General features: G+C 65.4%; 16 protein-coding genes. 4 read left to right on the plus strand and 12 right to left on the minus strand.

The annotated features are described in order from the left end of the window. Positions 1-73: 73 nt before the first annotated feature. The 3 genes from ACPEE1_RS20730 to ACPEE1_RS20740 all read right to left on the minus strand — a co-directional run bounded on the left by ACPEE1_RS20730 (position 74) and on the right by ACPEE1_RS20740 (position 2,724). The gene (locus ACPEE1_RS20730; protein WP_027011285.1) at positions 74-1,237 is read right to left on the minus strand and encodes an acyl-CoA dehydrogenase family protein; all 1,164 of its coding nucleotides are present in this window, start codon (positions 1,235-1,237) and stop codon (positions 74-76) included. A 67-nt stretch (positions 1,238-1,304) separates the two neighbouring features. Beyond that, entirely contained in the window at positions 1,305-1,688 is a 384-nt protein-coding gene (locus ACPEE1_RS20735; RefSeq protein WP_116926680.1) for a cupin domain-containing protein, read from the minus strand. A 55-nt stretch (positions 1,689-1,743) separates the two neighbouring features. Beyond that, positions 1,744-2,724 (minus strand): Bug family tripartite tricarboxylate transporter substrate binding protein, encoded by a 981-nt coding sequence (locus tag ACPEE1_RS20740; protein WP_182344857.1) that lies wholly within the window; start codon positions 2,722-2,724, stop codon positions 1,744-1,746. 224 nt (positions 2,725-2,948) lie between these two features. Between ACPEE1_RS20740 and ACPEE1_RS20745 the strand changes: the two genes are divergently transcribed. Continuing rightward, positions 2,949-3,536 (plus strand): dihydrofolate reductase family protein, encoded by a 588-nt coding sequence (locus ACPEE1_RS20745; protein ID WP_243419376.1) that lies wholly within the window; start codon positions 2,949-2,951, stop codon positions 3,534-3,536. On the opposite strand, the gene ACPEE1_RS20750 is transcribed toward ACPEE1_RS20745, so the two are convergent. Genes ACPEE1_RS20750 through ACPEE1_RS20785 form a run of 8 tightly spaced genes read right to left on the minus strand, consistent with a single transcriptional unit; the run spans position 3,533 to position 12,869 of the window. Then, a complete protein-coding gene (locus ACPEE1_RS20750) occupies positions 3,533-5,014 on the minus strand; it encodes an N-acyl-D-amino-acid deacylase family protein (protein WP_116926682.1) in 1,482 nt (493 codons plus the stop codon). The two genes, ACPEE1_RS20745 and ACPEE1_RS20750, sit on opposite strands and share 4 nt — an antisense overlap. A gap of 33 nt (positions 5,015-5,047) precedes the next feature. Further along, positions 5,048-6,010, minus strand: a complete 963-nt coding sequence (locus tag ACPEE1_RS20755) for a MurR/RpiR family transcriptional regulator (RefSeq protein ID WP_423934732.1) — start codon at positions 6,008-6,010, stop codon at positions 5,048-5,050. 1 nt (position 6,011) lies between these two features. Continuing rightward, positions 6,012-7,283 (minus strand): amino acid deaminase, encoded by a 1,272-nt coding sequence (locus ACPEE1_RS20760; RefSeq protein ID WP_116926684.1) that lies wholly within the window; start codon positions 7,281-7,283, stop codon positions 6,012-6,014. An 11-nt stretch (positions 7,284-7,294) separates the two neighbouring features. Then, positions 7,295-8,326 carry an ABC transporter ATP-binding protein gene (locus ACPEE1_RS20765; RefSeq protein WP_116926685.1) on the minus strand — a complete coding sequence of 344 codons (1,032 nt, stop codon included), beginning with the start codon at positions 8,324-8,326 and terminating at the stop codon, positions 7,295-7,297. Next, positions 8,323-9,426, minus strand: coding sequence for an ABC transporter ATP-binding protein (locus ACPEE1_RS20770; protein ID WP_423936480.1), 1,104 nt, complete (start codon positions 9,424-9,426; stop codon positions 8,323-8,325). Before ACPEE1_RS20770 ends, ACPEE1_RS20765 begins: the two co-directional genes overlap by 4 nt. Then, positions 9,426-10,319 carry an ABC transporter permease gene (locus ACPEE1_RS20775; RefSeq protein WP_423934734.1) on the minus strand — a complete coding sequence of 298 codons (894 nt, stop codon included), beginning with the start codon at positions 10,317-10,319 and terminating at the stop codon, positions 9,426-9,428. The genes ACPEE1_RS20770 and ACPEE1_RS20775 overlap by 1 nt, the downstream gene beginning before the upstream one ends. After that, the gene (locus ACPEE1_RS20780) at positions 10,319-11,269 is read right to left on the minus strand and encodes an ABC transporter permease (RefSeq protein WP_116926688.1); all 951 of its coding nucleotides are present in this window, start codon (positions 11,267-11,269) and stop codon (positions 10,319-10,321) included. Before ACPEE1_RS20780 ends, ACPEE1_RS20775 begins: the two co-directional genes overlap by 1 nt. 25 nt (positions 11,270-11,294) lie before the next feature. Further along, positions 11,295-12,869, minus strand: coding sequence for an ABC transporter substrate-binding protein (locus tag ACPEE1_RS20785; RefSeq protein WP_232539513.1), 1,575 nt, complete (start codon positions 12,867-12,869; stop codon positions 11,295-11,297). A gap of 132 nt (positions 12,870-13,001) precedes the next feature. Between ACPEE1_RS20785 and ACPEE1_RS20790 the strand changes: the two genes are divergently transcribed. The 3 genes from ACPEE1_RS20790 (at position 13,002) to ACPEE1_RS20800 (ending at position 15,211) form a co-directional block, all read left to right on the plus strand. Beyond that, positions 13,002-13,388, plus strand: a complete 387-nt coding sequence (locus ACPEE1_RS20790; protein ID WP_259170352.1) for a RidA family protein — start codon at positions 13,002-13,004, stop codon at positions 13,386-13,388. Positions 13,389-13,545: 157 nt separating this feature from the next. Then, positions 13,546-14,508 carry a 2-dehydro-3-deoxygalactonokinase gene (locus ACPEE1_RS20795; protein WP_260718780.1) on the plus strand — a complete coding sequence of 321 codons (963 nt, stop codon included), beginning with the start codon at positions 13,546-13,548 and terminating at the stop codon, positions 14,506-14,508. Positions 14,509-14,572: 64 nt separating this feature from the next. Continuing rightward, a complete protein-coding gene (locus ACPEE1_RS20800; protein ID WP_182344847.1) occupies positions 14,573-15,211 on the plus strand; it encodes a 2-dehydro-3-deoxy-6-phosphogalactonate aldolase in 639 nt (212 codons plus the stop codon). A gap of 80 nt (positions 15,212-15,291) precedes the next feature. Here ACPEE1_RS20800 and ACPEE1_RS20805 read toward each other — a convergent pair whose 3' ends face one another. After that, positions 15,292-17,034: a dipeptidase gene (locus ACPEE1_RS20805; protein ID WP_423934736.1), complete on the minus strand. Its 1,743-nt coding sequence runs from the start codon at positions 17,032-17,034 to the stop codon at positions 15,292-15,294. Between the last annotated feature and the right edge of the window lie 48 nt (positions 17,035-17,082).

The raw sequence follows: 17,082 nt of genomic DNA on the forward strand, positions 1-17,082 counted from the left end.
TCATGCCCCAGCCAGTGCGGGCTGGCCGCACGGCGAGGGGCATGGCCCGGCAGCGCACTGCGCATGGCGCCGCCTAGTAGGACTTGGGCAGGCCCAGCACCTTCTCTGCGATAAAGCACAGAATCAGTTGCGGGCTCACCGGCGCCAGGCGCGGAATCCAGCTCTCGCGCATCAGCCGCTCGACATGGAACTCCTTGGCGTAACCCATGCCGCCATGGGTGAAGATGGCCGTCTCGCAGGCCTTGAAGCCCGCCTCCGCCCCCAGGAACTTGGCCGCATTGGCCTCGGCCGCGCAAGGCTGGTGGCGGTCATACAGCCAGGCCGCCTTCATCGCCAGCAAAAAGGCCGCTTCCAGCTCCATCCAGCGCTCGGCCAGCGGGTGCTGGATGCCCTGGTTCTGCCCAATCGGGCGGTTGAACACCTCGCGCTCGCGGGCGTACTGCGTGGCGCGGCCCAGCGCCGCACGGCCCAGGCCAATCGCTTCGCAGGCAATCAGAATGCGCTCGGGGTTCATGCCATGCAGGATGTATTCAAAGCCCCGGTTCTCCTCGCCAATGCGGTCCTCTACCGGGATGCGCAGCCCATCGATGAACAGCTGGTTGGTGTCCACGCATTTGCGGCCCATCTTGGCGATCTCATGCACCTCGATCTTGCTGCGGTCAAAGTCAGTGTAGAACAGCGACAGGCCTTCGGTGCCCTTGCATTCCTCCACCGGCTTGGTGCGCGCCAGCAGCAAGATCTTGCTGGCCTGCTGCGCAGTCGAGATGAAGACCTTCTGCCCATGCACCACATAGTGGTCGCCATCGCGCACCGCGCGGGTCTTGAGCTTGAGCGTGTTCAGCCCCGTGTTGGGCTCGGTCACGCCAAAGCAGGCCTTGTCCTTGCCGGCAATCAGTGGCGGCAGCATGCGTGCCTTTTGTTCTTCGGTGCCATAGACCACCACCGGGTGCAGGCCAAAGATGTTCATGTGCACCGCAGACGCGCCCGACAGGCCCGCGCCGGTGGCCGAGATCGTGTGCATCATCAAGGCCGCCTCGGTGATGCCCAGGCCGGCCCCGCCATAGGCCTCGGGCATCGCAATGCCCAGCCAGCCGGCATCGGCCAGCGCGCGGTAAAAATCTTCAGGAAAAGCGCCATCGTTGTCACGGGCATGCCAGTAGTCGGCATCAAACGGCGCGCAGACTTTCTCGATGGCATCGATGATCTGTTGCTGCTCTTCGGTCAGGGCGAAATCCATGGTGTTGCGGTCCTCAATACTCAATCAGTGGCGCGGTGCCGTGCACGGCGCAGGGTCACATCGCCGCTCAGGCCGGCCGGCGCACCCGCTCTGGGTTCTCGCCATAAGGCGGGCTGTAGATCACCAGCAGCTTGGCCGGCGTATCGCTGGTGGTCTGGAAGATATGCATCTTGTCGGCCGGAAAAAAGCAGGTATCGCCCGGCAGCATCTCAAAGCTTTCGCCCTCCACCTCCACATGGGCCGTGCCCTCCAGCAGGTAGCAGGCCTGCTCCATGCCGGGGTGGGCATGGGGCAGCGCGCCCCCGCCCTTGGCAATCTCGCCGAGCACCACTTCCATGTGCTGGGCGCCCACATTGGCCTGGCTCACCAGGCGGCGGTTGATGGTTCCGGTATGGTTGGCCGGGCTGTAAGCCTCTACCTCGGAGGCTCGGATCAGGTAGCGCGAAGTCATCGTGGAGCAGTCATTCTGTAAGGGTTAACAAAGACGTCGGGGGCAGAGCCCAGACCTATTGCGCCGGGATATCGGCCTGTTTGACCAGGCGCCCCCAGTACGCCAGCTGCTCGCTCACATACTGCGCAAACTCCTGCGGCGTCTTCGTGGGCCAGACTTCAAAACCGATCTGCTCGAGCTGCTTTTGCACCGCCTCATCGGCCAGCACGGCCTGCAAGGCGCCATTGATCTTGTTGACCACCTCCGGGGGCGTGCCCGCTGGCGCAAAAATGCCGTTCCAGGAGGTGATGTCAAAGCCGGGCAAGGTCTTGCCGATGGGCGGCACATTGGGCAGGATCTTGCTGCCCTTGGCGGCGGTCACAGCCAGGGTGCGCACCCGGTCGGTCTTGAGCATGCTCCAGCCCGAGCCCAGGTCCACCACATACATCTGCACCTGGTTGCCCATCAGGTCGGTCAGCGCCTGCGGGCTGGATTTGTAGGGAACGCCGACGATATCGGTCTTGGACAGAAAACGCAGCGTCTCGGACGCCACCAGCGACGTGCTGTTCGGTGTCGCGTACGAAAGTTTGCCTGGGTTGGCCTTGGCGTAGTCGATCAGCGCCTGCACAGAATCGGCCGGCACGGAAGGGTGCACCGCCAGCGCAAACGGCAGCTCGCCCACGCGGGCGATCGGCGTGAAATCCTTGATCGGGTCGTACTTCAGGCTTTTGACCAGCCAGGGGTTGGCCGAATGCGAGGTGTTGGTGGTCATGAACAAGGTGTAGCCATCGGGCTTGGCCTTCGCCACCAGGCCGGCCGCAATCTGCGCATTGGCGCCTGCGCGGTTGTCCACAATCACCGGCTGCTGCAGGCGCTCGCCCAGCTTCTGGCCCACCGCCCGGGCCACCGCATCGGTGCCGCTGCCTGCGGCAAAGGGCACGATCATCGTGATCGGTGCATTCGGGTAGTTGCCCTGCGCTGTGCTGGCATAAGCAGTGCTTGTTACGGTGGCTATCGCGGTCAGGGCCAGCGTGGCCCACCATTGGCGTCGTTGCATGCTTTTGTCTCCTTTTTTAGTGAAACCTCTATGGGTCCGTAGCTGGCATGGTGCAGCTGTCAACGATTCGCGTCCAATGTTTTATGTGGATGGTTTGATATACAAATCGAATTCTTAAACGCAGGCAATGAGCACTGTGAAAAAAACAGGTATTTAACCCACCAGACCTTCGCCCTCTACTTAGAATTCAAGGCTTGGCCCATGATTTTCACCAGGACATCCCCATGCAATGCAGCAGCTTTATCGCCACCAGCCTGGACGGTTTTATCGCCAAAACCGATGGCAGCCTGGACTGGCTCAATGCCGCCAATGCCACCGTGCCTGAAGGGGAAGACTGCGGCTATGCGCAGTACATGGCCGGTGTCGATGTGATCCTGATGGGGCGCAAAACCTTTGAGACGGTGCTGTCGTTTGGCGCCTGGCCGTATGACAAGCCGGTCTATGTGCTCTCCCGCCAGTGGAACGCCCTGCCCGCTGGCGCGCCCGCCACCGCCCAGCTGTGGAAGGGCAGCCTGCCCGCCCTCAGCGCCCATCTGGCCGCCAGCGGCGTGCGCGCCGCCTATGTCGATGGCGGACAGCTGATCCAGTCCTTTATCAATGCGCAGCTGCTCGACGCGATCACGATCACCCGCATCCCCGTGCTGCTGGGCAGCGGGCTGCCGCTGTTCGGCCCGCTGGCGGATGGCTGCAGCACCGTGGCTGCCCAGCATCTGCAGACGCGCAGCTATGACTTTGGCTTTGTGCAGAGCGATTACCGGCTGCACTATGCGGCAGCCGGTCAGTCACAGGACGAGACGCAAGCGGAAATCTAAGCCGGCACCGCCCGCCGCACAAACCGCCCAGCCCGCGCAGGCAAAGCACCCGCCTCTTCCGTGTAGCTGAGCACGCCATTGACCCAGACGGCTTCCACGCCCACACTGCGCTGCTTGGGGTTTTCAAAGGTGGCCTGGTCCTGGATGCGCGCAGGGTCAAACACGACCACATCGGCGGCCTTGCCGGCGGCCAGCAGGCCGCGGTCGGCCATGCGAAAGCGCTGGGCCGACATGCCCGTCATCTTGTGCACCGCCTGGGAGAGGCTCAGCACACCCTTGTCGCGCCAGTACATGGCCAGCACGCGGGGGAAGGCGCCCCAAAGCCGGGGGTGGGGGCGCTCGTCGTTGGGCAGGCCGTCCGAGCCGATCATGGCCAGCGGGTGGCGGATGACCCGCTCCACATCGTCTTCGCGCATCTGGAAATAGCAGGCATTGCCGGGCTTGAGGCGCACGCAGGCCTCGTACTCGCCGATGCCCCAATCGGCCGCAATATCGCGCAGGTAGCGACCGCCCACCTCGGGGTGGGGCTCGCTGCGGGTGATCAGGATATCGATGACGCCATCGACCAGGTCCTCGCGCAGCACCGTCGACCCTGCGGTGTACGGATAGACGTCCATAGCCAGCTCTTGCTGCTGGGCCAGTTTGTCGACCAGCGGCAAGGTTTGCAGGGTGCGGCCCCAGTTGGCCGAGCCCGCGCATTTGTGGTGCGACAGCACCAGCGGCAGGCCCGATTGCTGGGCCGTGCCAGCCGCTTCCAGCATGGCCTCCAGAATGCCTTCGAGCTCGTCGCGGATATGCGTGGCATAGACGCCGCCATGCCGGGCTGCCACGGTGGCCACGGCCACCAGCTCCTGCATGTCGGCGGCGTAGGCCTCGCGGTAGAAGATGCCGCTGGACAGGCCCAGCGCGCCGGCCTGCATGGCCTCATGCATGTCCTGGGCCATCGCTTCGCGCTCGGTGGCATTGGCCGGGCGGCTCAGATCGGCCATGTGCTTGATGCGCAGCGAGGTGTGGCCCAGCAGCGCCGCAATATTGATCGAGGGCTGCGCCGCATCGACGGCGGCTGCGTAGTCCCGCATGCTGCCAAAGCGGAACTGCTGGTCGCCCAGCAGCGACAACGGCGCGGGCGGGTGCGCCGTGACCACCGGCGCCAGCGAGATGCCGCAGTTGCCGGCGATCACCGTGGTCACCCCTTGCGAGAGCTTGGGCAGCATGGCCGGGCTGTTCAGCGCAGCGGCATCGTCATGGGTGTGTACATCGATAAAGCCCGGGGCGATCACCTTGGCCGTGCAATCGATCTGCAGCGGGTCCTGCGCCTTCCAGCCATCCAACGCGGCCTGCTGGGCGGCATCCACCGCGCCATCGCGGGCAAACACGCCAACGATGCGCCCGCCCTGCAGCCAGACATCCCCGACAAACTCCGACAGGCCGGTGCCATCCACCACCGTGCCATTGCTCAACCACACTCTGCGTTCCATTGTTGTATCTCCAGGCGCTGCTGCCGGCTGCCATCAGCCGGCGGTTTTGCCTTGTTGCTGGCTGGGGGCTGCTGCATCCGGCACGGGGCCCCCTTTGCGCTGCTGCGCGGGCTGCTGAAAGCCCATGTATTCATAACTGTCAAAGCCATGGGTCTCCAGCAGCCGCTTGTACTGCTGCATGCCGGTGACCACGCGTGGCCCCAGAATCTGCGCCAGGCGCACCATCATGATTTCGATCACCACCAGGTGCGCCAGGTAGGCCTCGGTGCCCACGCGCATCACCGCGTCCTGGGGCACGGTCACCGCCAGCACATGGTCGGCCATCTCGGCCAGCGGCGTGTCCGGCTGGGTCAGCGCCACGACGGTGGCGCCCTGCTGCTTGGCAAACTGCGCCGCCTCCAAGGTGTAGGGCATGCGCCCCACATGCGAGATCACAAAGGCCACGCCGTGCTTGCCCAGGGTCGAGGCCGACACCAGCTGCTGGTGCGCATCAAAGATGGCATTGGACGTGAGGCCCAGGCGGAACAAGCGGCTTTGCAGCTCTTGCGCCATAAAGGACGAAGCCGCCCCGACCGAATAGCAATCGATGCGCGAGGCCTTGGCCATCTTGCTGGCCACCTCGTCGATCAGCGCTGCATCCAGGCGCTGGCCCAGGTTGGCAATCGCGCCGGCTGCCGCATGCACGATCTTGCTGACCACCTCGGCGGTGGAGTCGTCCTGCTGCACGCTGCGGTGCAGGTGCGAGCCCGACACCGCCAAGGTCTGCGCCAGCGCCACCATGAACTCGCGCACCGAGGCATAGCCAAAGCGGCGGCACATGCGCACGATCGTCGGCATGGACACATTCGCCTGCAGCGCCAGCTGCTCGACGGTGGCCAGCACCGCAGCGCCGGGGTCGCGCAGGATCACATCGATCACCTGGCGCTGGGCCAGCGGCAGCGCGGCCTGCTGCTGCTGCAGCACCTGCAGGCTCAGCGCTGTTTTCAGGCTGGCCATTTCAGAACCTTGTCTCGATCGCATCGACCAGGTTCCAGGCATCGTCCACCACCGGGATCCAACGCCACTTGTCAAACGTGGTGCAAGGGTGGGAGATGCCCAGCGCAATGCGGTCACCGACGGCCGGCGCGCCCTGCGCCGGGTCAAAGCGCAGATAGGCATGCTGGTCGTTCAGGGCCGAGATGGTCCAGCCGGCAGGGGCGGTCTGCGCCTCTTGGCTGCCGCGCGGCGCATGGCGCTGCACGGAGGGCATCTCCAGGTCGTAGGAGATATCGCGGCGGCCGCAGGTGAGCAAGGCCAGGCCCGGCTCAGGCACAGACTGCACCATGGCCCAGACCTCGAGCGCGGCCTGCAGCGATGTATCCACGCCTTCGCGCTGTTCGACGAGCTTGAGCAGGCGCCGGTAGTTGCCATGGTCATGCGTGATGTAGCAGCCCGAGCGCAGCACGCCGGTAAAAGCACGCGACAAGCCCGCGCCCTGCAGCAGCGGCACCACCAGGTCAAAAATGGCCGAGCCGCCGGCACTCAGAATCGGCGCCTCCTCAGGCAGCAGGCCCTGGGCATCGCAAGCCTTGGCAATCTCGACCACGCGGCGCACCAGCTCGGCCACGGCGGGGATGTCATGCGCGCTGTCGCACTGGGTCAGGCCCCCTTCATAGCATTCGATGCCGCCCAGCTGGGCACTGCTGCTGGCATGGATGGCCTGGGCCAGCGCCAGCGCGTCTTCCTGGCTGCGCACACCGGTGCGCTGGCCAGGAATGCCGACCTCGATCAGCACATCAAAGCGGCGGGCGCTGTTGCGTGCGCGGCTCCAGTCCTCGATGCAGCGCAGCTGGCTGATCGAGTCGACCAGGAACCAGACGCGCAGATCGGCATGCAGGCTCAGCAACGCGTCCAGCCCATCCAGATCAGCAGGCGCCACCACCTGGTTGGCAATGATGGCGCGGCGTGCACCGGCTTCCACGCCGACCGCCAGCTGAAAGATGGTCGCAAAGGTCAGGCCCCAGGCGCCGCCCTTCAGCTGCAGATCAAACAGCTGGGGCGACATGGTGGTCTTGCCGTGCGGCGCAAACTGGATCTGGCGGCGCGCTGCATAGTCCTGCATCCAGCGGGCGTTGTGGGCCAGCGCCGACTGGCGGATGACGGCCAGCGGGTACGGCAGGTCATCGCGCAGCACATTCCAGCCGCGTGCGGCCAGGTTGGAGGCCTGGGTGGGGGCAGCGGCCAGCGGGTAGCTCTTGCTGCGCGCGTCAATCAAAAAATCGGGTTGCATGGTTCACTCTCTCAATCTTGGACTTTCCAGCAGGCCTGCAGATGGCCATCGGCCACGGGGCGCAGCTGCATGTCAGCCTGGGCGCAGCGCGCCTCGGCCTGCGGGCAACGGGTACGAAAGACGCAACCACTGGGCGGGTTCTTGGGGCTGGGCAGGTCTCCCGTCAAGAGCGGGATCGTGCGCCGCTGGGCCGGGTCCGGAATCGGCGCGGCTGCCAGCAAGGCCTGGGTGTAGGGGTGGCGCGGCCGGGCATACAAGGCCTCGGTCGGTGCCACCTCCACCACGCGGCCCAGATACAGGACCACCACGCGATCGCAGAGGTATTCCACCACATCCAAATCGTGCGAGATGAACAGCAAGGTCAAACCAAGGCGGTCTTTGAGGTCGCCCAGCAAATTGACCACCTGCGCCTGGATGGATACGTCGAGCGCCGACAGCGGCTCATCGGCCACGATAAAGCGCGGCTGCACTGCCAGCGCCCGGGCAATGCCGATGCGCTGGCGCTGCCCACCCGAGAACTCATGCGGAAAGCGCTCGGCATGCTCAGGGCGCAGACCCACCTGGTCCAGCAGCTCGGCAATGCGCGGCTGGCGGGCTGCGCCCGGTGCCAGCCCGTGGGTGGACAGCGCCTCGCCCAGCACGTCGCGGATGCGCATGCGCGGGTTCAGGCTCGCATACGGGTCCTGAAAGATGATCTGGATATCGGCGCGCAGCGGCCGCATCGCGCTCGCGCCCAGGTGCGCCAGGTCCACGGTCTCGCCGCCCTGCTTGCGAAAATGCAGCTGGCCGCCCGTCGGCTCGATCAAGCGCGTCAGCAGCCGGCCGATGGTGCTTTTGCCCGAGCCGGACTCGCCCACCAGGCCCAGGGTCTCGCCCGGGAAGATATCAAACGAGACATCCTGCACCGCGCGCACCGGGTGGGCGCCGCTGCCAAACTGCTTGCTCAAATGCTGGATGCGCACCAGCGGCTCGGCCGCTGCGGTGGCGCCAGTCGCTGCCGTGGCCCGCTCGGCCGGGCGCTCCAGGGTGTCGGTCGTGCTCATGCGGCTTCTCCTGCGCGAATGCAGCGCACCTGGCGCTCGCTGTGTGGGGCCTCGTTGCCGCTGCGCCATGTCTCCAGGCCGGGCATGGCCTGCTCGCACGCGTTCAGGCGCTTGCTGCAGCGCGGCGCAAAGGCGCAGCCGGGCGGCGGGCTCAAGGGGCTGGAGACCTGGCCGGGGATGGCATCCAGGCGGCGCCGGCCCACAAAGGCGGGTTTGCCACCGGCGCGCAGCTCGGCGGCCTCGGCCAGCTCGCGCTGGCGCGCCATGCCGGGCAGGCAGCCCAGCAGGCCCTGGGTGTAGGGGTGCTGGGGTGCGGCAAACAGCGCATGCACACTGGCGGTTTCCACAATGCGGCCGGCATACATCACGGCAATCGCATCGGCGTACTGCGCCACCACGCCCAGGTTGTGGGTCACAAACAGAATGCTCATGCCCGTCTCCTTTTGCAGCCGGCCCATCAAGGCCAGGATCTGCGCCTGGATGGTCACATCCAATGCGGTGGTGGGCTCATCGGCTATCAGCAGGCTCGGGTCGCAGGCCATGGCCAGCGCAATCATCACCCGCTGGCGCATGCCGCCAGACAGCTGGTGCGGGTACTCATGCACGCGCTGGGCGGCTGCTGGTATTTCCACCAGCTCGAGCATGCGCTGGGCATGGGCCAAGGCTGCGGCCTTGCCCAGGCCCTTGTGCAGGCGCACCGATTCGGCAATCTGCTCGCCCACGGTCAGCACCGGGTTCAGGCTGGTCATCGGCTCCTGGAACACCATCGCCAGCTCATTGCCGCGCAACGCACGCAAAGCCTTGGCGTCGAGCGAGAGCAGATCGACGGTGCAGCCATCGCGCTGCACAAACCGGGCCTGACCCTGCACCTGGGCCTGCGAGGTCTTGGCATGCAGGCCCATCAGCGACAGGCTGGTGACTGACTTGCCCGAGCCCGACTCGCCCACCAGGGCCAGGGTCTGGCCCGGCAGAATCTGAAAGCTCACATCGGAGACGCTCTGGATGCGCCCGCCTTCGGTGGCGAACGAGGTGGACAGCGAGCGCACATCCAGGCGAGGCGCGGCCATGTCGGCAGCCGCTGCAGGGGTGGCGGTGTTCATCATGATTTGTTCTTCAGCTTGGGGTCGAGCAGATCGCGCACACCGTCGCCCAGGAGCTGCAGCGACAGCGCCGTCAGCACAATGGCCACGCCCGGGGTCAGAATGGTCCAGAAGGCCTTGTCGGCATACTCCAGGCTGCCGGCAATCATCGTGCCCCAGGTGGGGATATCGGGCGGCACGCCCACACCAAGAAAGGACAGGCCCGCCTCGGCCAGGATGGCATAGGCAAAGATAAAGGTGACCTGCACCAGCACCGGCGAGAGCAGGTTGGGCAGGATATGGCGCCACAGAATCAGCGGCGTGCGCACGCCCAGCGCCTTGGCGGCATCGACAAACAGCAGCTCGCGCAGCACCAGGGTGGAGGCGCGCACCACACGGGCCACGCGCGGCGTGTAGACAATGGTCAGCGCCAGAATCACATTCCACAGCGAAGCCCCCAGGATCGACACCAGCGCAATGCCCAGCAGGATGTCGGGGAAGGCCATCATCGCGTCCACCAGGCGCATCAGCGGCGCATCGAGCCGGCGAAAGTAACCGGCCAGCATGCCCAGCAAGGTGCCCAGCACCACGGCGCCCAGCGCGGTGAAAAAGCCGATCATCAGCGAGTAGCGTGCGCCGTAGATGATGCGCGCCATCACGTCGCGCCCCAGCTCATCGTTGCCGGCCCAGTGCGCCCAGGAAGGCGCATGCAGACGCATGCTGATGTTCATGCCATTGGGGTCGGAGTCGGTCAGCAGCGGGTAGAGCAAGGCGGTCGCTGCAATCAACAGCAGCACCACGGCGCTCGCCAGAACCACCTTGCGCGCAAACAGCCGGCGCAGGATTTTGAACCAGGGGGACTGGCCCCAGCCGCCGCGCGCGGGCAGCGGCAATGCTGTTGGGGCGGCGTTCATCATTGGCCCTCCAGACGAATGCGGGGATCGACCACCGTGTAGAGCAGGTCGATCGCGAGGTTGATGAAAACGTAGATGGCGGCAATGACGAGCAAGGTGCCCTGGATGACGGGATAGTCGCGCCGCAGCACGGCCCGCACCACCAGGTTGCCCACGCCGGGCAGGTTGAACACGGTCTCGGTCACGACGGTGCCGCCAATCATCAAGGCCAGGGTCAGGCCCAGCACGGTGACGACGGGCACCAGCGCATTGCGCAGCACATGCTTGACGAGCACCACCGACTCGCCCAGGCCCTTGGCCCGGGCCGTGCGCACATAGTCCTCGCCCAGAATGTCGAGCACCGAGGCGCGCGTGAAGCGGATGATCAGCGCCGAGTTGAGCACGCCCAGCACCAAGGCGGGCAGCAGCAGATGCTGCAGGCGGTCGCCAAAGCTCGCGTCCGGATCGCCATAGCCCGAAGCCGGAAACCAGCCCAGGTGCACGGCAAACACCTGGATCAGGATCAGACCAAACCAGAAGCTGGGAATGCTGGCGCCCAGCATCGCAATGGTGCTGAGCACCTGGTCGATCCAGCTGCCGCGCCACACGGCCGCTGCCATGCCGCAGGGCACGCCGATCAAGGCGGCAATCGACACGGCGAACAGCGCCAGAAACATGGTGGGCTCAGCGCGCTCCAGCAGCGCATGGGTGACCGGCATCTGCAAGAACAGCGACTGGCCCAGGTTGCCTTGCAGCACCTGGCCAATCCACAGCACAAACTGGGTGGCCAAGGGCTTGTCCAGCCCGTACTGCACGCGCGCGGCAGCAATATCGGCGGCAGTGGCCTGGTCACCCAGCAGCAGCGCCACCGGATCGCCCGAGGCCAGGCGCGTGAGCAGGAACACCAGCACGGCCACCAGGGCGAGCACCACCACTGCGCCGCCCAGGCGCTTGACTAAAAAATGCAGCATGGCTGAACTCGAGAAACGCTGGGGCTTACTGGCTCAGCGAGGTGTTCCAGAAGAAGGGCCAGGGCATGGGCTGGTAGCCCTGCAGCTTGGACGAACGCGCCGACAGGGCATTGAACTTGCCCACTTCGACAAAAGGCACCTCGTCATAGACGAGCGCCTGCACCTGGCCCCAGAGCGGGCCGCGCTTGGCCACATCGGGCTCGCCATTGAAGGCGGCAAGCGCGGCCTTCTTGGTCTCGGTCTCCCACCAGCCGGGGGCGCCGCTGCCCATCTGCGGTGGCGACAGCATCGGCTCAGGGAACAGGCCCGAGTGGGTCATATAGACATCCCAGAGCTTGGCATCGTTGCGGCGCTGCACCAGCGTGGCCCAGTCCACCACCTGCAGCTCGGTCTTGAAGCCGGCGCGCTTGAGGTGCTCGGCCATCACCAGCGCCATGTTGTAGTGGAACTCATACTGGCGGCTGGCCATGATGCGGATGGGCTCGGACTTGTAGCCGGCCTTGGCCGCCTGGTCCTTGGCCAGCTGCGGGTTCTTCTGGTTGTAGAGCTTGGCGCCGGCATCCGAGTAGTACGGCGTGCCCTTGGCAAAGAAGTTGGGCTCGGCAGCAAAAAAGCGCTTGTCGCCAAAGCCGGCCTGCAGCATCTCGGCCGGGCCCATGGCCGTCTGCACCGCCTGGCGCAGTTCCTTCTTGGCCAGCACGCCTTCCTTGGTGTTGAAGACGATATAGGGGAAGCCAAAGTTCTGCGTGACGATCGGCACGACATGGGGCGCGGCCTTTTCCAGGCGGCCTACCGATTCGACCTGCAGCAGATCGGCGTACTGGAACTGGCCCGAGAGCACGCCCTCGACCCGCGTCGTCGCATTGGGCACCGGCACAAAGCGCAGCTCATCGAGCTGGGCCTCGCGCTTGCCGGCATAGCCACTGGCGGGCTCGCTGCGCGCGGCGTACTGGTCAAAACGTGCCAGCACGGTGAACTGGTCGGGCTTGCGCTCCTTGAGCTGGTAGGGGCCGGTGCCGATGAAATCCTTGAGCACCGGTGCCACCACCTCCTTGGGCATGATGCCGGCCATGCCGCTGGGCATCGCCAGGTGGGCCAGCAGCGGTGCATACACCGCCTTGAGCTTGATCTCCACCGTCTGCGGGTTCTTGGCGCTCATGCTGGCAATCTCCTGGCCCACGGCCTTGCCGCGTGCCGACACGTCCATCCAGCGCTGCAGCGAGGCGACCACGTCATCGGCCACCATCTCCTTGCCGTTGTGGAACTTGACGCCCTTGCGCAGGCTGATGGTGTAGGTCAGGCCATCGGCAGAGATGACCGGCATGGCCTGGGCCAGCATCGGCTGGATGCGCCACTGCGCATCAAAGGTGAAGAGCGGCTCGTAGACATGCTGCATGATGGTGCCCACCAGGTCGGTGGAGCTGACCATCGGGTCCAGGCTCTGGGGCTCGCCAATCATGGCCAGGTTGGCCGCCCCGCCCTTGTGGGCCGCCTGGGCCCAGGCACTGCCCGCTGGCAGGCCTACGCAACCGGCAGCCAACAGGGCTGCGGCAAGCAGTTGGCGACGGGAGGTGCGGACACGCAAGGCAAGGGCGTTCATGGGGCAGGCTTTCATCGAAGGGGGTGAAGAAATTTTTTTACACCACAACCGCTAAAAACTGCCTTCAAATCGTCTTATTGACAGATTTATGGGTTGTTGATGTAATATCTTTACATACAGGAGCCCACCCCCATGACAGTAATTACCCTAGGCCAACCCCCTCTCGCATCGGACCGTCTGGCCCGTCCGCTCTCGCCCGCCGTGCGCGCTGGCGACTTTGTTTTTGTCTCGGGCACCGTGCCCACCGATGACCAGGGCCAGGTAGTGCCCGGCGGCATCGAGGCGCAGACGCGCGCCGTGTTCAAGCGCCTGGAAGAGGCCTTGGCCCTGGGCGGCTGCACCCTGGCCGATGTTGCCAAGGTCAATGTCTGGCTGGATGACCCACGTGATTTCGGCAGCTTCAACCGCGTCTACATGGAGTGCTTTGGTGAGCACCGCCCGGCCCGCTCGACCGTGGAATCGCGCCTGATGATCGACGCCAAGGTCGAGATCGACGTGACGGCCTACAAGCCGCTGTAAACCATAGTCGCTCGGCGCAACGGGCGCGTGCAACAGGCGCGTGCAACAGGCGCGTGCAACAGGCGCGCGCAGCAGGCGCGACAGTTGCCCGCTGCAGGCGCTTCTACAATGGCCCGCGCAGACTTGGTCTGCGCTTTTTTTCGCCCTTCTCACCGCCATGCCCAAGCCTCCGATCTTTTCCGCCCGCGCGCCGTCAGACCCGCGCCCCCGCATGCTCGCCATCGACTGGGGCACCACCTCGCTCAGGGGCGTGCGCATCGATGCGCAGGGCCAGATCAGCGAGCGGCGCGCCCTGCCCCAAGGCATCTTGCAAGTGGCGCCCGGCGGCTTTGCCGATGCGTTTGCACAGCACTTTGGAGACTGGCTGGCCGAAGGGCCCCAGCTGTGCCTGCTGTCGGGCATGGTGGGCAGCCGCCAGGGCTGGCAGGAAGCGCCTTACTGCCCCTGCCCGGCCGATTTTTCTGCGCTCTGCCAGCAGCTGCTCTGGCTCGATCTTCCCCAGGGCGTGCCCACGGCCATCGTGCCGGGCATGAGCAGCCTGGCGCAGAGCCAGGTCGATGCCGTCCACGGCGTGCCCGATGTGATGCGTGGCGAAGAAATCCAGGTGATTGGCGCGCTGCGGCTGATGGACAGCCGCGACGGCCTGCTGGTGCTGCCGGGCACGCACAGCAAATGGGTGCAGGCGCAAAACAGCACCATCACCGGCTTCAAGACCTTCATGACCGGCGAGCTGTTTGCACTGCTGGCCCAGCACTCCATCCTGGGCAAGACCTTGGACAGCAGCGCCGCGCTGGACGAGGCTGCCTTCATACAAGGGCTGGAGCGGGCGCAGAGCCCCGACAGCCTGAGCCACCTGCTGTTTGGCACGCGTGCGCTGTCGCTGTTTGGCGCGCTCGACCCGGCCCAGTCGGCCAGCTACCTGTCTGGCCTGCTGATTGGCCAGGAGCTGCGCGCGATGCCGACGGCAGCGGGCAGCCGCGTCGCCGTCATCGGCTCCAGCACCCTGGTGCAGCGCTACAGCCTGGCACTGCGCCATGCAGGCGGCGAGCCCATTGCCTTTGGCGACGAAGCCACCTGGGCCGGCCACCAGGCCATTTACGAACACCTGACCCAAGGCTGAACACGCCATCCAATCCGCGCCACCCCCTGCCCTCTTCGTACCGCCCTCCATCCAGAACACCGCCATGAACCTGCTCCAACAATTCCAGGCCCTGCAGGCCAAGCTGCCGCTGATCGCCATCCTGCGTGGCCTCACCCCCAGCGAGGCCGTGCCCGTGGGTGCTGCCTTGCAATCGGCCGGTTTTGGCCTGTGGGAAGTACCGCTGAACTCGCCCGAGCCACTGGAGAGCATTGCCGCGATGCGCGAGGCCTACCCGCATGTGCTGGTGGGCGCGGGCACGGTGCTGATGCCCCAGCAGGTGCGCGATGTGCATGCCGCCGGCGGCCAGCTGATCATCTCGCCCAACTGCAACCCGGCCGTGATCGATGAGGCCGTCAAGCTCGGCCTCATCAGCCTGCCCGGCGTCTTCACCCCCACCGAGGCATTCATGGCGCTGGAGCATGGCGCCCATGGCCTCAAGATCTTCCCAGCGGAGCTGGCCTCGCCCGCCGTCATCAAGGCCCTGCTGGCCGTGCTGCCCAAGGGCAGCAACATCTACCCCGTGGGCGGCATTGCCCCCGACAACATGGCCCCCTGGCTGCAAGCGGGCGCAGCCGGCTTTGGCATTGGCTCGGCACTGTTCAAACCCGGCAAGACGGCGGCGCAGGTGCGTGTGGATGCACTGGCGTTTGCGGAGAACTTTCAGGCGGCAAAAGCGGGCTGAGCAAGACATCGCCACGCCGTAAAAAAAGGCCTGCCCCCGTCTTGGGAGCAGGCCTTTTGCTTGGGGCCAAAGCCTGGTGCTTATTGCATCTGTTGCAGGTTGCCGATGCGCACCAGCATCTCGGTAAACATCTGCATATCGGCCTGCAGGTCCGGCACTTCCTTGTACTCCAGCGCGTTGTGCGCGGTGTACTTCTTGCCCGGCATCGCGGGGCCAAAGTTGATGGCATTGGGCATCAGCTTGGCGGTGGTGCTGCCGGCAGTCGGCACGGGCTTGGCATCGAGGCCCGTGGTGTCGCCAAAGATGTTCAGCAAGGTCGAGAGCCAGGCGCCCTTGGGGTCGCGGGCCATCCAGTTGCCTTGGCTGTAGTCGATCTTGACGGGCACCTTGGCGGCAGCGCTCCAGTTGGCTATGCCCTTTTCCACCTCGGCCTTGAGCTGCTCGGGCGATTTGCCGCGCGGCATGCGGGCATTGGCGGTCACTTCCAGCTGGCCATTGCCGGGCTTGATCAGGTTGGGCGAGATGGTCAGCGGGCCCATGAAGTCATCGGCGTAGGCGACGTTCAGGCCCTTGCCAAAATAGTCCATGCCAAACACGCCATTGATGTAGCGCACCGCTTCGCTGTACTGGTTCTGTTGCACCAGCGGCTGGCCCTGGGCGGGCATCAGCGCCGATTGCAGCAGCAGGGCCAGGCGCGGCACGGGGTTCACGCCTTCTTCAGGGCGCGAGCCGTGGGCAGAGGTGCCGGTTACCTTGATATCGATCTTGTTGGCGCTGGTCACCAGGTCCACGCTGAATTGGCCAAACTGCTGGTTGCTGGCCACAAAGCCATCCTTGGCGGCCTGCAGTTTTTCGGCCACGGCGGCCAGCGCAGCGGCATTGCCGGCCTCGATGGTGGCAGTGGCCGTCTGGGCAATGGCGTTGGCCGATGCGGCACCCGCCATCGCGGTGATCGCCGGTTGCTGCGGGTCGTTCTTCATATCAGCAAAGCTGGCCTTGATGGCGCCCGTGCCTTTTTCGGCCACCACGGCCGGGTACTTGCTGTCGAGCACGATGTTGTAGTCGGGCAGCTTGGTCTTGTCGCGGTAGTACTTCATCGCGTCGCCACCGGTCTCTTCGGTGGTCTCGATCATCAGGCGAATGCTGCGCTGCAGCGGCAGCTTGGATTGCTTGACGGCCTTCATCGCATACAGCACCGTGGCGATCGAGCCCTTGTCGTCGATGGTGCCGCGACCGTAGAGCTTGTCGCCCACGCGGGTGACCTTGAAGGGGTCGAGCTGCTGGCCATCCACCACCCATTCGGCGGGCACCACCGGCACCACATCCGCATGGGTCAGAATGCCGAACTCTTCTGCGCTCGTGCCCGGCAAGGTCACTTCAAAAATGCGGTTGTCCACATTGCGGTACTGCAGGCCAAAGTCCTGGGCCATCTTTTCCACCATGCGGCCAAAGTCGATGATGGCGGGGCTCTCATGCGGCGGCACCTTGGGGTCGCGCACCGTTGGCAGCGCCACCATCTGGGTGATGCTGCTGAGCACCTGGTGCTCTTGCGTCAGACGGGTATAGAGGCCCAGCAGGCGGGCCACATTGGCCAGGTCATCGCCTTGCAGTTGCTGGCCTTGCGTGTAGCGCTGCACGGCAGGCGCCAGGCGCGCATCCTGCTTGGCGGCGTTTTGCAGAAACTGCGCAAAGGTCGCAGGCGCCTTCACGGCCTCGGCGGCAATCGCATCGAGCGCCGGCTTTTGCAGCAGCTGGGCCTGGGCGCTGGCTGCCGCCAGGGCAATACCCAGGGCGATGGCGGTGTGGCGGAATACGGTCTTCATGGCAAACCTCGGTGTCATATTTTTGGAAAGACAAAAGAATAGCCGTTT

It is taken from the genome of Comamonas sp. 23 (genome assembly GCF_049601575.1).
GTDB classification, from domain to species: Bacteria; Pseudomonadota; Gammaproteobacteria; order Burkholderiales; family Burkholderiaceae_C; genus Comamonas; species Comamonas squillarum.

Bases quoted from the DNA above. Each gene is read 5' to 3' on its own strand.
- ACPEE1_RS20730 (WP_027011285.1), bottom strand. From the start codon at position 1,237: ATGGATTTCGCCCTGACCGAAGAGCAGCAACAGATCATCGATGCCATC.
- ACPEE1_RS20735 (WP_116926680.1), bottom strand. From the start codon at position 1,688: ATGACTTCGCGCTACCTGATCCGAGCCTCCGAGGTAGAGGCTTACAGC.
- ACPEE1_RS20740 (WP_182344857.1), bottom strand. From the start codon at position 2,724: ATGCAACGACGCCAATGGTGGGCCACGCTGGCCCTGACCGCGATAGCC.
- ACPEE1_RS20745 (WP_243419376.1), top strand. From the start codon at position 2,949: ATGCAATGCAGCAGCTTTATCGCCACCAGCCTGGACGGTTTTATCGCC.
- ACPEE1_RS20750 (WP_116926682.1), bottom strand. From the start codon at position 5,014: ATGGAACGCAGAGTGTGGTTGAGCAATGGCACGGTGGTGGATGGCACC.
- ACPEE1_RS20755 (WP_423934732.1), bottom strand. From the start codon at position 6,010: ATGGCCAGCCTGAAAACAGCGCTGAGCCTGCAGGTGCTGCAGCAGCAG.
- ACPEE1_RS20760 (WP_116926684.1), bottom strand. From the start codon at position 7,283: ATGCAACCCGATTTTTTGATTGACGCGCGCAGCAAGAGCTACCCGCTG.
- ACPEE1_RS20765 (WP_116926685.1), bottom strand. From the start codon at position 8,326: ATGAGCACGACCGACACCCTGGAGCGCCCGGCCGAGCGGGCCACGGCA.
- ACPEE1_RS20770 (WP_423936480.1), bottom strand. From the start codon at position 9,426: ATGAACACCGCCACCCCTGCAGCGGCTGCCGACATGGCCGCGCCTCGC.
- ACPEE1_RS20775 (WP_423934734.1), bottom strand. From the start codon at position 10,319: ATGAACGCCGCCCCAACAGCATTGCCGCTGCCCGCGCGCGGCGGCTGG.
- ACPEE1_RS20780 (WP_116926688.1), bottom strand. From the start codon at position 11,269: ATGCTGCATTTTTTAGTCAAGCGCCTGGGCGGCGCAGTGGTGGTGCTC.
- ACPEE1_RS20785 (WP_232539513.1), bottom strand. From the start codon at position 12,869: ATGAACGCCCTTGCCTTGCGTGTCCGCACCTCCCGTCGCCAACTGCTT.
- ACPEE1_RS20790 (WP_259170352.1), top strand. From the start codon at position 13,002: ATGACAGTAATTACCCTAGGCCAACCCCCTCTCGCATCGGACCGTCTG.
- ACPEE1_RS20795 (WP_260718780.1), top strand. From the start codon at position 13,546: ATGCCCAAGCCTCCGATCTTTTCCGCCCGCGCGCCGTCAGACCCGCGC.
- ACPEE1_RS20800 (WP_182344847.1), top strand. From the start codon at position 14,573: ATGAACCTGCTCCAACAATTCCAGGCCCTGCAGGCCAAGCTGCCGCTG.
- ACPEE1_RS20805 (WP_423934736.1), bottom strand. From the start codon at position 17,034: ATGAAGACCGTATTCCGCCACACCGCCATCGCCCTGGGTATTGCCCTG.